The sequence below is a fragment of the Xenorhabdus thailandensis genome (genome assembly GCF_037996785.1).
GTDB lineage: Bacteria > Pseudomonadota > Gammaproteobacteria > Enterobacterales > Enterobacteriaceae > Xenorhabdus > Xenorhabdus griffiniae.
In genome coordinates, this window is record NZ_JBBMXF010000009.1 from 41,174 (window position 1) to 56,029 (window position 14,856).

The following is a 14,856-nucleotide window of genomic DNA, read 5'->3' on the forward strand; positions in this document are numbered from 1 at the left end:
ATCAATTCTTCTGCTGACAGTGAGTCAAGATCGTCTTGGATGGACTCAAGTTCGTTTCCCCCTACGACATTCATTTGCGCTGAGAGAATGACGTTGGCTTGCTCCATTAATGTGGGGGACGAATAACGCCGTCAGAGGGATATTGACCAAGAATCTGTCTTGTATGCGGGTTATCAGTCTGACGACCATCAGCGAGTGGCCGCCGAGTTCGAAGAAGTGGTCGTAGCGACTGACACGCTCCAGTCCTAGCAGGTCTTGCCAGATTTGCGCCAACGCGGTTTCTATTCCACCTTGTGGCGGTTCGTAACCTTGGGTGACCACAGCCGCCAGATCCGGCGCAGGCAGGGCCTGACGGTCAAGTTTGCCATTGGGGGTCAGGGGGAAATCCGTGAGCGTGACAAAGGCACTGGGCAACATATAGTCAGCAAGATGTTGGGTGAGTTGCTGGCGCAGCTCCGCCGGGTGCTAATTCAACCCCTTCCTGCGGTAACAGGTAAGCGACCAGCCGTTTCTGGCCGGGTTCATCTTCGCGCGCCAACACAATTGCTTCGCGCACACCATCACATTGGCTGAGTCGGGTTTCGATTTCCCCCAGTTCGATACGGAAGCCACGCAGCTTGACCTGAAAATCATTACGGCCAAGGTATTCAATATTGCCATCCGGCAGCCAGCGGCCGAGGTCGCCAGTTTTGTACATGCGGGCATCGGGTTGCGAAGAGAACGGATCGGGCAGGAAGCGCTCGGCGGTGAGTTCAGGTCGGTTCAGATAACCGCGCGCCACACCGGCACCGGCAATATAAATTTCCCCTGCCACACCACGAGGAACGGGCTGGCCGTGTGGATCCAGAATATAAATTCGGGTATTGGCGATCGGGCGGCCAATCGGTGGCGGATTATCTGTTGCACTCTCATCGGAAGAGGTACAAGGGTAGAGTGTGGCACAGATCGTGGTTTCCGTTGGCCCATAGGCATTAAGCATTTGCCGCCCGGGTGACCAGCGTTTGACCAGGGTTGGCGGACAAGCCTCTCCCCCTACCAGTAGGGTTTGCAAGGTATCGGGCAGGGAATCCATTGCAGCCAACGCAGTCGGTGACAAGAGAACATGGCTGATGGCCTGGTCTGTTAAGTAACTGGACAGTATGGCTCCCGGCAACAAATGGGTTCGTTTGGCCAGATAGAGACGAGCACCCGCCATTAAAGCCATACAACATTCCCAGACACTGGCATCGAAGCTGTTTGAGGCAAACTGTAAGACGCGACTGTCGGTGGTGAGTGACAGGGTATGTTGCTGGGTGGCTATCAAATTGCACAGGCTTTGGTGTTCAATCATCACCCCTTTCGGTTGCCCGGTTGAACCAGAAGTATAAATAACATAAGCCAGATGGTGTGATGCCAAACCCAGTGTTTGTGCATCTGGATTATCAGCGGATTGTAGTGCCAGGCGCGGTTCATGGTCATCCAGCAAGAGGGTTGGCAAGGTATCAATCTGAGCGAGCCATTCTGACTGGGCCAGCCCTGATTGGGTCAATAAAGCCACGGGGGCGGCATCTTCCAGCATATAGACCAACCGTTCAGCCGGATAAGCGGGATCGAGTGGCACATAAGCGCCGCCGGCTTTGAGGACAGCCAGTAAGCCAACCACCATCTCCAAACTGCGCTCAGTACAGAGGGCGACCCGATCATCCGGCCGCACGCCCAGCGCAATCAGATAATGGGCCAACTGATTGGCGCGATGGTTTAATTCACCATAACTCAGTGTCTGGTCTTCGTAGATGACAGCAAGAGCATCAGGATGCTGTGCGGCCTGTGCCTCAATGAGTTGGTGAATCAACGTTGCTTGTGGGAAATCAACTTGGGTGGCGTTGAAATCGGTCAGCATTTGTTGCTGCTCTGCTGCCGGTAAGATGGAAATATCCCGGATCGCTTGTTGCGGATTGTGAATCAGGGCATTTATCAAGCCGCTGATAGCCGTCGCCAGATAAGCGTTGATTTGTTCTGGTGCAATTTCAGTGATGGTTAGAGCCGTTAATTGGAAATCCTCCCCTAAATCATCGATTGATAAGGAGATAGGATAATTAGTCCGCTCTTCTGCCGACAAAACACGTATACCTGCCCAAGTGTTCTCAGCCGCCTCGGTTTCCCCTGCTTCCGTTCCATTCGAAAAGCTGTGACGATAATTCAGTAAGGTGCTAAACAGCGGCATGGGTTGCTCCACGCCACTGCACTGTTGTGCCAACACTAATGGGGCTTGCTCATGCTCCAGCAAGGCGGTCAGGTTGTGATAAGTTTCCTGCACAATGTCTTGTACCGTGCGCCCGTCCAGAGAAATACGCAAGGGCAGGGTATTGATAAACATCCCCAGTATTTGATCCGCTCCCGCACCGCCTTGCAACCGACCCAGCAGCACGGAACCAAACACCACGTCATCGTGGCCGCTGGTCTGTGCCAGCACCTGTGCCCACGCAATATGGAACAACACACTGGGGCTGACACCGAAACGACGCGCCTGCGTACGAATGGCTTTAGCCAGATCCGGTGCGATAGCGAGATGCGCTTTAGTGACAAGGTCGTTGCCAATTTTGACATTCAGTACCCCAAACGGCGCAGTGGGTTCGTCAATATCCGCCAGTTGGGCGCGGAAATAAGCTTCATGCTCGGCGGTTGGCGTATTCAAGGTTTGGGCGATAAAGTTGCGGTAAGGCGATATCGGTGGCAACTTCTCTGTCTTTGCCTGCAAGATAAGCGCAATTTCCGCAAAAATCAGCTCCAGTGTCAGATGGTCACTGACCAGATGATGGAAGCGCAGCGCCAGTAACCATTCATCTTGTGCCGGATCATGGGCGATATCGGTGGCAAAGAGGGGCGCCTGGTTCAAATTGATGCGGTGCTGGCGGGGATCGGTGTGAGCCAGTAATTGTGCTGGAATATCGTCCGTCGTGGCAGCGGGGAATTCACGGATAGTCAGTTGTGCCTGGCGCCAGACCACCTGCACTGGCTGTTCCAGTCCTTGCCAATAAATTGCCGTGCGCAGGATATCATGGCGGTTAATAACTTGCTGTAAGGCTTTCAGGAAGCTGTCGAGACGATCACGGGTATTGAAAGCGAGTAAGCTTTGTTGCAGATAATTATCCCCCTGGGTTTGTAGCAGATGGTGGAACAGGATGCCTTCCTGTAACGGCGCCAGTGGATAGATATCCTGTACATTGCCTGCGCCGCTGGGGATCTGCTCAACGAGGGTATCAATCTCAACTTGGGAGAGCGTGATTAAAGGCAGCATATCGGGCGTGATAGCCGTACAATCTTTGGGGATATGATTGGGTGGTACGACAAATATGCTGGCCTCTCGCTGGATAGCTTGTGCCATATCAACGAGGATCGGAGCAACAAAAACACTGCGAACATCAAGTTGCCAGCCCAGCTTGCGCAGCTCTTCGATCAGACTGACAATCATCAGCGAATGGCCGCCAAGTTCAAAGAAATGGTCATGGCGGCTGACCTGTTTCAACCCCAGAAGTTTTTGCCAAATTTGGGCTAAGGCGATTTCTGTCTCACCTATAGGAGTTTCGTAGCTGCGAGTGGCAACCGCCGATAAATCAGGAGCAGGCAGGGCTTGACGGTCGAGTTTACCGTTAGGGGTGAGCGGGAAAGTCTCTAAAATGACAAAGGCGCTGGGTAGCATATAGTCAGCGAGGTATTGAGCGAGTTGCTGGCGTAGTTCAGTGGGGACGGGTTCAATTCCCTCCAGCGGCCGCAGATAAGCAACCAACCGTTTCTGGCCGGGTTCATCTTCGCGGGCTAGCACTACCGCCTCACGCACACCGTGACACTGCATGAGCCGAGCCTCGATTTCCCCCAGTTCGATACGGAAGCCGCGCAACTTGACCTGAAAATCATTGCGGCCGAGGTATTCGATATTACCATCGGGCAGCCAACGGCCGAGATCGCCAGTTTTGTACATGCGGGCATCGGGCTGTGAAGAGAACGGATCGGCCAGGAAGCGTTCAACGGTGAGTTCAGGGCGATTCAGATAACCGCGGGCAATACCCAACCCGCCAATATAAATTTCGCCCGTCACACCAAGCGGAACGGGTTGACCTTGTGTATCCAGAATATAAATTTGTGTATTCGCGATAGGCCGGCCTATCGGTGGGACTCTTTCATCCTGGGGATCACATGGGGTGAGAGTTGCACAAACAGTGGATTCCGTCGGCCCATAAGCATTGATAATGATCCGCTGCTCTGTTGCCCAACGCTTGATCAACGACGATGAGCAAGCCTCACCGGCCAGCACCAGAGTGGTCAGGTTGGGTAATCCAGCATCCGGCGTTAAGGCACTGGCGGCCACGGGTGGTAGGGTGACATGCGTGATCGCCTGAGTTTTCAAGGTATTCATCAGCGCTTCACCGGGTAATAGCGCTTCACGGGATGCCAGGACAAGACAGGCTCCTTGGCACAGTGTAGTAGCAATTTCAGAGATACAGGCATCAAAGCTGAAAGAAGCAAATTGCAATAGACGGGTATTGGCTGTGATATGGAATGCCTCAATTTGTGCCTGAGTGAGGTTGTACAGCCCACGGTGCTCAACCATCACGCCTTTGGGCTGACCCGTGGAGCCAGAGGTGTAGATAACATAGGCCAGATGGTGTGGAGTTAACCCCAGTGCACAGGCATCAGGATCACTGATTGCGCAGGTATCGAGAGAGACGGTGTCAAGCAGCACGGTAGGCAGGTCGCTGCTGAGTGTCCCAACTAACGACACTTGGGTAAGCAACGCCACGGGAGAAGCATCATCCAACATATAGGCCAGCCGTTCGGCCGGATAGGCCGGATCGAGCGGCACATAAGCTGCCCCTGCCTTAAGAATACCCAGTAATCCCACCACCATCTCCAAACTGCGTTCGACACAGATGGCGATTCGATCATCCGGACGCACGCCCAGCGCAATCAGGTAATGGGCTAACTGATTGGCACGGCGGTTTAACTCACCATAGCTGATCGTTTGTTCCCCAAAAACAACGGCGTTCGCTTGAGGACACCGTGCTGCCTGCGCTTCAAATTGCTGGTGGATCAACGCGTCTTGTGGGAAGTCCACCTGAGTGGCATTGAAGCCCACCAGCAATTGTTGCCGTTCTGATGCGGGCAGCATTGGCAACGTGGCAATCCGTTGTGTTTCATCTGCCACCATGGCGGTCAGCACATTGTTGAAATAACCGGCTATGCGTTCAACAGTTACGGTGTCGAATAAATCGGTGACATATTCCAGCTCACCAATCAGACCAGTTTCGGTTTCGGTCAATGACAAGGTCAAATCAAAGTGAGCGCTGGGGTGCATTTGTTCAATTGGCGCGCATTGGACATCAGGAAATGCCAGCGACTGGGCAGGGGTGTTATTTAAGGCCAACATCACCTGAAAAATCGGGCTATAGCTGAGATTGCGTTCGGGTTGTAGCGCTTCAACTACCTGCTCAAAGGGCAAATCTTGATGGGCATAAGCGGCCAGCGCCCGCTCCCGAACTTGGGCAAGCAGATCGGCCACACTGAGATCATCATTGAAGGTGATGCGTAAAGCCAGCGTATTAACGAAGAAACCGATTAGCCCTTCAAACTCATGGTGCGGACGATTAGCAACCGGTGTGCCGATCACGATATCATCTTGACCACTGAGCCGGGCTAGCACGAGGCTCCAGGCACTGAGCACCGTCATAAACAACGTTGAGTGATGGCGTAGTCCCAGTTTTTTCAGTGAGTCCAATAAATCGGCATTAACGTATACAGGAACTCGGCTGCCAACAAAGGATTGTACTGCCGGGCGTGGCCGGTCGGTCGGGAGCGTCAGTAAGGCAGGCGTTCCTGCCAGTTGGGTGCACCAGAAATCACGTTGTGTCGTGAGTGCGCCCTCTTGCAGCCAATGACGTTGCCAGACGGTATAATCAGCATACTGAATGGGCAGTGGCGGTAAAGGCGTATCTTGACCATCAAGGATGGCACGGTAAAAAACACTGAGTTCATGGATCAGCACACCAATGGACCAGCCATCAGAAATAATATGATGCTGCGTGAGCAACAAGACATGTTCTTCGTCTGCCAATTGCAGCAAGTGACCGCGGATCAGCTGTTCTTGGGTGAAGTCAAAAGGCGTCTGTGCTTCGAGTGCCGTTAATTCCGCAATGCGACTATCTTGTGCTTGCGGTGCCAATAGGCGCAGATCTTGGTAAGGCAGGGTGAAGCCAATATCCGCCGGATCAATGTGCTGGCAAGGTTGGCCGTCAACCAGCACAAAGCGGGTACGCAAGTTTTCATGGCGGGTGATTAATTGGTTGAATGCACCGGTTAAGGCCGAACGATGAAGCGCCCCTGTCAGGCGCAATGCCACAGGAATATGATAAGCCAGGCTGGCCGCCGGATCGAGTTGGCCGAGGAACCAGAGCCTTTGTTGAGCAAAGGACAGGGGCAACGGCTGGCTGCGATCAACAACGGGGATCACGATCTGCGCCATTGCCGAAGCACCAGTGAGCGTTTGTGCTAAATGCATCAAAACGGGTTGGTCAAAAAGTTGCTGTAGTGACAAATCCCGGGCTAACTTTTGGTGTATCTGTGTGACGAGTTGGATAGCAAGCAGGGAATGGCCGCCAAGTTCAAAGAAATGATCATGACGCCCCACGCGTTCTAAGCCTAACAATGCTTGCCAAATCTGGGCTAAGGTGATTTCTATTTCGCCCACCGGAGCGACATAATCTTGCGCTACCACTGCCGATAAATCCGGTGCTGGCAGGGCCTTGCGATCCAGTTTGCCATTGGGAGTCAGAGGGAAAGACGCCAGCGTGACAAAGGCGCTGGGGAGCATGTATTCCATTAAACTGGCACTCAATTGTTCGCGCAGTTCAGTGGGGTTGAGTGTGACGTCCGGTTGTGGAATAAGGTAAGCCACCAGACGCTTATCGCCGTTTTCCTCTTCGCGGGCGATCACTACCGCTTCCCTGACGCCTTCACAGTCAACCAGCCGGTTTTCAATTTCGCCCAGTTCAATGCGGAAACCACGTATCTTGACCTGAAAATCATTGCGGCCAAGGTATTCGATATTGCCATCGGGCAGCCAACGACCGAGGTCACCGGTCTTGTACAGGCGGGCATTTGGCGCGGTTGAAAAAGGATCGGGAATAAAACGTTCTGCCGTCAGTTCCGGCCGGTTGAAGTAACCGCGGGACACACCCGCACCGCCAATGTAAATCTCACCGTTCACCCCAAGAGGCACTGGCTGTCCCTGGGCATCCAGGATATAAATCTGGGTATTGGCGATCGGTTTTCCGATGGGAATGTTGTCAACAATACTTGCCTGATGACGGGTATCAAACGTGATGCAACCCACCACCGTTTCAGTGGGGCCATATTCGTTGATAATGCGTGATCCCGGTGACAGATCACGCCAAAGTGTGACGACGGATTGAGGAAGTGCCTCCCCGCCGACGATGAAGCAACGGGCAGGACACGTCCGTTTTTCTGTCAGTAATCCCTTACCTATTGCCGCGAAATGGGTTGGGGTGACATTAACCAGAGTGGTGGGTGCCATTGAGGGGGATAACAATGCGGGCACCAATTCAGTCAGCGTCTGACCTTCACGGATAAGGTGTAGTTTGCCGCCACACAGCAGGGGTAAATAAAGGCTGGAGACGGTGGCATCAAACGCAAACGGGGATGACACGATACTGTCGGTCGGTCTGGTCGTAACATAATAACTCAGCCCCCATTGCAGGTAATTTCTGAACCCGGCGTGTTCAACCATGACGCCTTTGGGTTGACCCGTTGAGCCAGAGGTATAAATCACATAGGCCAGATGATGTGGAGCCAGCCCTAGCGTTTGTGGATCAGGGTTATCTTCCATACCCTTGTCGAAAACCAGATCATCAAGTAACACAAGCGGCAGGCGGTTGCCTAGCTTGTCAAGTAGTGACGTCTGGGTCAGTAATACCACTGGTGTCGCATCATCCAGCACATAGGCCAGCCGTTCGGGCGGATAAGTGGGGGAAAGCGGGACATAAGCCCCTCCCGCCTTAAGGACAGCCAGCAGGCCAATCACCATTTCCGGGCTGCGTTCGACACAAATGGCAACCCGATCATCGGGACGTACCCCCAGCCCAATCAGGTGATGGGCTAACTGATTGGCACGGCGGTTTAATTCACCATAGCTCAGCGTCTGGTCTTGATAGACGACAGCGATCGCGTCGGGACATTGTGCGGCCTGCGCTTCAAACAGCAGGTGGATAAACACCTCTTGTGGTAAATCCATTTGAGTGGCATTGAAGTCCACCAACAGTTGTTGCCGCTCCGCCGCCGGTAAGATGGCGATATCCCGTATTGCTTGTTGCGGGTTGTGAACCAAGGCATCGACCAAACCGCGGATAGCTGTCGCCAGATAGGCGTTGATGCGTTCTGGCGTAATTTCGGTTATGGTCAAGGTAGTGAGTAGGAAATCGTCCCCTAAATCATCGACTGATAAGGAGATAGGATAGTTAGTGCTCTCTTCTGCGGACAAAATACGTATGCCTGTCCAAGTGGCATCAACCTCTTCTGTTGCATTTAAAGCGCTATGACGATAATTCAGTAAGGTACTGAACAGCGGCATGGGTTGCTCCACACCACTGCACTGTTGTGCCAGCACTAATGGGGCTTGTTCATGCTCCAGCAAGGCGGTCAGATTGTGATAGGTATCCTGCACGATGTCTTGTACCGTGTGTCCATCCAGCGAGATGCGCAGGGGCAGGGTGTTAATAAACATGCCCAGTATTTGGTTCGCCCCGGCACCACCTTGCAGACGTCCCGATAGCACGGAGCCAAACACCACGTCATCGTGGCCACTGGTCTGTGCCAGCACTTGTGCCCATGCTACGTGAAACAGCACACTGGGGCTGACGCCTAAACGACGCGCCTGCGTGCGAATGGCTTTGGCCAGATCAGGGGTGATAGGGAGACGAGCCTCAGTTATGCGGTTGTTGTCAGGATGCACCTTGAGCAGCCCAAAAGGTGCCGTGGGTTCATCAATATCCTCCAGTTGGGTGCGGAAATAAGCCTCATGGTCAGCGGTCGGGGTAGCCAGAATTTGGGCGATAAAATTGCGGTAAGGCAGTACCGCTGGCAGCCTCTCCGTCTTGCCCTGCAAGATAAGCGCGATTTCCGCAAAAATCAGCTCCAGAGTCAGATGGTCACTGACCAGATGATGGAAGCGGAGTGCCAGCAGCCATTCATCCTGTGCCGGATTTGGGGCGATATCGGCGGCAAACAGAGGCGCCTGATTTAAATTGATACGGTGCTGGCGTGGATCGGTATGACGCTTGAGTTGGGTGACAACGTCACCCGTTGTAGTGGGGGTGAAGGTGTTAACCTTAAGCGGAGCCTGACGCCAGACCACTTGCACCGGTTGTGCCAGTTCTCGCCAGCAAACGGCGGTACGCAGAATATCATGGCGGTCGATAACCAATTGTAGCGCCGCTAAAAAGGCATTGAGGCGCTCACGGGTATCGAACGCGAGCACGCTTTGCAGCAGATAATTATCCCCCTGTGTTTGTAGCAGATGATGGAACAAAATCCCTTCCTGTAACGGCGCGAGGGGATAGATATCCTGCACATTGGCACCGCCACCCGGAACAGTATTAACGATGGCATCAATTTCAATCTGGGACAGGGAAACCAGGCAGCATAGCGGGGGTAATGGTTGTGCCATCTTCAGCGATGAGATTAGGGGGCACGACAAAGGTGCTGCCCCCCTGCTGGATAGCCTGCGCCATAGCGGCAAGGACAGGTGAGGCGAACACACTGCGCACCTCGAGTTGCCAGCCCAGATTGCGCAGCTCCTCAATCAGGCTGACAATCATCAGCGAATGGCCGCCGAGTTCAAAGAAATGGTCATGGCGGCTGATTTGTTTCAACCCCAGGAGTTTTTGCCAAATCTGCGCCAGAGCGATTTCCCTCTCACCGATGGGCGCTGCGTAGTTGCGGGCCACTACCGCCGATAAATCGGGAGCTGGCAGGGCCTGACGGTCGAGTTTACCGTTAGGGGTGAGGGGAAAAGCATCCAATATCACAAAGGCACTGGGTAACATATAGTCAGTGAGATATTGGCTAAGTTGATGACGCAGATCAGCAGGCACCAGTTCGATACCCGTTTGGGGCAGCAAATAGGCCACCAGACGCTTCTGATCCGGCTCATCTTCACGAGCCAATACTACGGCTTCGCGTACACCGTGACATTGTCTGAGCTGGAGTTCTATTTCGCCCAGTTCAATGCGGAAGCCCCGCAACTTGACCTGAAAGTCATTGCGGCCGAGGTATTCAATATTGCCATCGGGCAGCCAGCGGGCAAGATCGCCGGTCTTGTACATCCGGGCGTCCGGTTCCTGCGTGAACGGATCAACTAGAAAACGCTCGTTGGTCAGTGCAGGGCGATTCAGATAGCCACGGGCAACACCAATACCGCCAATATAAATTTCTCCGGTCACACCGACAGGAACGGGCTGGCCATGTGCATCCAGAATATAAATTCGGGTATTGGCAATCGGGCGGCCGACAGGAATAGAACGAGTAACATCAATGGGAGACGTAATCTCGTAGGTGGTAGCAAAGGTCGTGGTTTCTGTTGGACCATACCCATTTATCAGGTGGGCGGGTTGGGACCCAGCCAATTGTACCTGTTGTATCTTCCTCGGCTCAAGCACATCGCCACCGGTAAGCAGGTAACGTAATTGTCCAAACAGGGGCTTAAGGCTATCGAGATATTCGTTGAACAAGCCCACCGTTAACCAGAGGGCGGTGATTTGTCCTTTGATCAGTGTCTCGCAGAAACGTCCTGGATCGAGCAGAACGGATTGCGGAACGACATGCAGGCGTGCCCCGTTGAGCAGGGCAGACCAGATTTCCCAGGTCGAGGCATCAAAAGCGATATTGGCACAATGGGCCACACAGTCGCGATTGGCGCCGATATCTGCATACGCGCTGTTGATAACCAGCCGGTTGACACTGCGGTGCTCGACCATCACGCCTTTAGGTTGCCCCGTCGAGCCGGAGGTGTAAATCACATAAGCCAGATGGCGTGATGTTAGCCCCAGTGTCTGGGCTTGCGGGTTGTGAATCGGTTGTGCCTCGAATAACGTTTCCTGCGCATCAAGCACGATGATAGGCACCGTTGCAGTGACGCTGTCACGCAATCTATCGTATTGTGCGGTCTGGGTGAGTAACACCACCGGGGCGGCATCGTCCAGCATAGAAGCCAGCCGTTCGGTGGGATAAGCCGGATCGAGTGGCACATAGGCGCCACCGGCCTTAAGGATACCCAGCAAGCCCACGATGGCGTCCAGACTGCGTTCAGCACAAATCGCCACCTGATCATCCGGCCGCACGCCGACACTCATCAAGTAATGAGCCAACTGATTAGCGCGATGATTTAACTCACCGTAGCTCAGGGTTTGGTCTTCATAGACGATCGCAATGCGGTCGGGATGCTGTGCGACTTGGGCTTCAAATAGCGAGTGGATCAACGCCTCTTGCGGGAAATCGGCCTGAGTGGCATTAAAATCCACCAGCAGTTGTTGCCGTTCTGAGACGGGCAGCAGCGGCAACGTGGCAATAAGTTGGGTGTCATCCGCCACTATTGCAGCCAGCACATTGTTGAAATAACCGACTATCCGCTCAACGGTGGCAGTGTCGAATAAATCGGTGGCATATTCCAGCTCACCGATCAGGCCAGCTTCGGTTTCGGTCAGTGATAAGGTTAAGTCAAAATGAGCACTGCGATGTTCTTGATCAAGTGTCGTTAGTTGCAGCCCCGGTAGGGTCAACTCCTGGGCTGGGGTGTTGTTTAAGGCCAGCATCACCTGAAAGAGCGGGCTGTAACTCAAGCTGCGTTCCGGCTGGAGGACTTCCACCACTTGTTCAAAGGGCAGATCCTGATGGGCGTAAGCCGCTAAAGTTTGCTCCCTCACTTGGGCCAGCAGATCGGCCACACGGAAACCATCCTGAAAAGTAATGCGTAAAGCCAGCGTATTAACAAAAAACCCGATTAATCCTTCCAGTTCATGGTGTGGACGGTTAGCAACTGGCGTGCCGATAACAATATCCGCCTGTCCACTCAGCCGAGCCAGAACGAGACTCCAGGCACTGAACAGCGTCATAAACAACGTGGTGTTGTGACGTTGTCCAAGCACTTTCAGTGAAGCCAATAAATCTGCATCAACGTGCACAGGCACGCGGTTGCCCGCATAGGTTTGTACTGCTGGACGTGGCCGGTCGGTCGGCAGCGTTAATAAGGCCGGTGCGCCGGCAAGCTGGGAGCACCAGAAATCACGTTGTGCCGTGAACGCCGCTTCTTGCAGTCTGTCACGCTGCCAGACCGCATAGTCAGCATACTGGATCGGCAGGGGGGATAAAGGATCAACCTGGTTACTGAAGGCGGCGCGATAAAGGGTGCGGAGTTCATGCAGTAACACACCGATAGACCAGCCATCCGAGATAATATGATGTTGGGTAAGCAACAAGATATGCTCATCATCAGTCAGTTGCAGCAAATGCCCCCGCAGCAGCGGGCCTTGAGTCAGGTCAAACGGCGTCTGTGCTTCGAGTGTCGTTAATTCCGCAATATGGTTGCTATGGGCATCTGGCGTTAATGTGCGTAAGTCGTGGTAAGACAGGGCAAAACCCCTATCAGCCGGATCGATTTGCTGGCAAGGCTGGCCGGAAACCAGCACAAAGCGGGTACGCAGGCTTTCATGGCGGGCGACCAGAAGGTCAAGGGCACGGGTTAAGGCTGGGCGATTAAGTTGTCCGGTCAGGCGCAACGCCATCGGGATATGGTAGGCCAGGCTAGCCGCCGGATCGAGCTGAGCGAGGAACCATAAACGTTGTTGAGCAAAGGACAAGGGCAGTGGTTGGTGACGGTCAGCGACAGGGATGGTGGCCTGTGTGGTGGTTGACGCATCAGCCAGCGAGTGAGCCAGATCGCGCAAAAGCGGTTGGTCAAAGAGTTGCTGCAACGGCAACTCGCGTGCCAATTGTTGACGAATGCGGGCTGCCAATTGGATGGCAAGCAGGGAATGGCCACCGAGTTCGAAGAAATGATCGTAACGGCCGACATGTTCCAGTCCGAGCAGATCTTGCCAAATCTCGGCCAGGATGATTTCTGTTTCACCCACGGGAGCTTCATAGCGGCGCGTGACCACCGCGGATAAATCCGGTGCCGGCAGAGCCTGACGATCCAGCTTGCCGTTGGGGGTGAGCGGGAAAGCATCCAGCGTGACAAAGGCACTGGGTAACATATAGTCAGCCAGATGCTGGGCGAGTTGTTGTCGCAACTCAGCCGGAACCAGTTCAATCCCTTCTTGTGGTAGCAGGTAGGCCACCAGTCGCTTTTGTCCGGGTTCATCTTCGCGGGACAAGCACCACCGCTTCACGCACGCCGTCACATTGGTCAGTCTGGCTTCGATTTCGCCCAACTCGATACGGAAGCCACGCAGTTTGACCTGAAAATCATTGCGGCCGAGGTATTCGATATTGCCATCGGGCAACCAGCGACCGAGGTCACCGGTTTTGTACATGCGGGCATCGGGTTGTGAAGAGAATGGATCGGTCAGGAAGCGTTCGGCGGTCAGTTCAGGACGATTCAAATAACCGCGGGCGACGCCGTCACCGGCGATATAGATTTCCCCCGCTACACCGACAGGAACCGGTTGTCCTTGCGTATCCAGAATATAAATCTGGGTATTGGCAATCGGGTGGCCGATCGGGAAGCTTACTATCAACATCTTGATCATCAATAACGGGAATTTCATAGGTTAGTGGCAAATGTGGTAGTTTCCGTTGGTCCATACACATGCAGTAAATGTTTGGGAGGGAATGCTCAGTTCTGACCTGAATGGCCGGACGAATATCCGCCTGTTCCCCGCCAAACAGGACATACCGTAAGCCGGATAAGGCCGGCCCAATCAAGTTTGCATATTGGTTAAACAGGGCGGTAGTCAGAAAGAGGGCACTGACCCCTTCCGTTGACAGACGCTGGCCAAAAAGGGTCGGTTGCAGCAAGGTTTTTTCCGGGATGAGCAGAATACGTGCCCCATGAACCAGGCCCGCCCACACCTCCCAGGTGGCGGCATCAAATGAGACATTGGCGCAATGGGCAATACAGTCGTCAGGTCCTATATCGGCAAAGCCATTATTGATGATAAGGCTAACGACATTGCGGTGCTCAACCATCACGCCTTTGGGTTGTCCGGTTGAACCTGACGTGTAAATCACATAGGCCAGATGACGGGATGTCAGCCCCAATGCCAGTGCGTCAGGATTATTCGTTGGCTGGGTGGCCCATATCGGCTGCTTACGGTCAAATAAAGGATCAAGTAAGACCGTCGGTACGGTATTGGACAGCTTGTTGAGTTGGGTTTTCAGGGTCAATAACACCACCGGTGCGGCATCATTGAGCATATAGGCCAGCCGTTCAGTCGGGTAGTCTGGGTTGAGTGGGACATAGGCGCCACCGGCCTTAAGAATAGCCAGTAAGCCAATCACCATTTCCAGACTGCGTTCGACACAGAGGGCAACCCGATCATCTGGACGTACCCCCAATGCAATCAGGTAATGGGCTAAGCTGATTGGCACGGCGTTTAAGTTCACCATAGCTCAGCGTTCTGCCAAACAAAGACGACGGCAATCGTGTCGGGATGATGGGCAGCCTGGGTTTCAAACAGGTGGTGGATAAACTGCATTTTGCGGGAAATCGGCTTGAGTGGCGTTGAAGTTACCAGCACTTGTTGCCGTTCTGCTTGCCGGTAAGATAGGGATAGCCCGAAGCGCTTGTTGCGGGTGATGAACCAAGGCATC

General features: G+C 53.8%; 5 protein-coding genes. All 5 read right to left on the reverse strand.

Annotation, left to right across the window (positions count from 1 at the left end; genetic code table 11):
- Positions 1–45 precede the first annotated feature (45 nt).
- Genes AAC853_RS17965 through AAC853_RS08605 form a run of 5 tightly spaced genes read right to left on the reverse strand, consistent with a single transcriptional unit; the run spans position 46 to position 14,855 of the window.
- The gene (locus tag AAC853_RS17965; protein WP_340614286.1) at positions 46–417 is read right to left on the reverse strand and encodes a phosphopantetheine-binding protein; all 372 of its coding nucleotides are present in this window, start codon (positions 415–417) and stop codon (positions 46–48) included.
- 4 nt (positions 418–421) lie between these two features.
- Positions 422–9,745, reverse strand: coding sequence for a non-ribosomal peptide synthetase (locus tag AAC853_RS08590; RefSeq protein ID WP_340614287.1), 9,324 nt, complete (start codon positions 9,743–9,745; stop codon positions 422–424).
- Entirely contained in the window at positions 9,663–13,784 is a 4,122-nt protein-coding gene (locus AAC853_RS17970) for an amino acid adenylation domain-containing protein (RefSeq protein ID WP_340614288.1), read from the reverse strand. The genes AAC853_RS08590 and AAC853_RS17970 overlap by 83 nt, the downstream gene beginning before the upstream one ends.
- Positions 13,666–14,652 carry an AMP-binding protein gene (locus tag AAC853_RS08600; RefSeq protein ID WP_340614289.1) on the reverse strand — a complete coding sequence of 329 codons (987 nt, stop codon included), beginning with the start codon at positions 14,650–14,652 and terminating at the stop codon, positions 13,666–13,668. The genes AAC853_RS17970 and AAC853_RS08600 overlap by 119 nt, the downstream gene beginning before the upstream one ends.
- Complete coding sequence (locus AAC853_RS08605) at positions 14,646–14,855, reverse strand: hypothetical protein (RefSeq protein WP_340614290.1); 210 nt, start codon at positions 14,853–14,855, stop codon at positions 14,646–14,648. Before AAC853_RS08605 ends, AAC853_RS08600 begins: the two co-directional genes overlap by 7 nt.
- Position 14,856 lies beyond the last annotated feature (1 nt).

What these genes read in the sequence shown, in the direction of transcription:
- AAC853_RS17965 (WP_340614286.1), bottom strand. Translation starts at nt 417, where the DNA reads ATGTTGCCCAGTGCCTTTGTCACGCTCACGGATTTCCCCCTGACCCCC.
- AAC853_RS17970 (WP_340614288.1), bottom strand. Translation starts at nt 13,784, where the DNA reads ATGTTGATAGTAAGCTTCCCGATCGGCCACCCGATTGCCAATACCCAG.
- AAC853_RS08605 (WP_340614290.1), bottom strand. Translation starts at nt 14,855, where the DNA reads ATGCCTTGGTTCATCACCCGCAACAAGCGCTTCGGGCTATCCCTATCT.
- AAC853_RS08600 (WP_340614289.1), bottom strand. Translation starts at nt 14,652, where the DNA reads ATGGTGAACTTAAACGCCGTGCCAATCAGCTTAGCCCATTACCTGATT.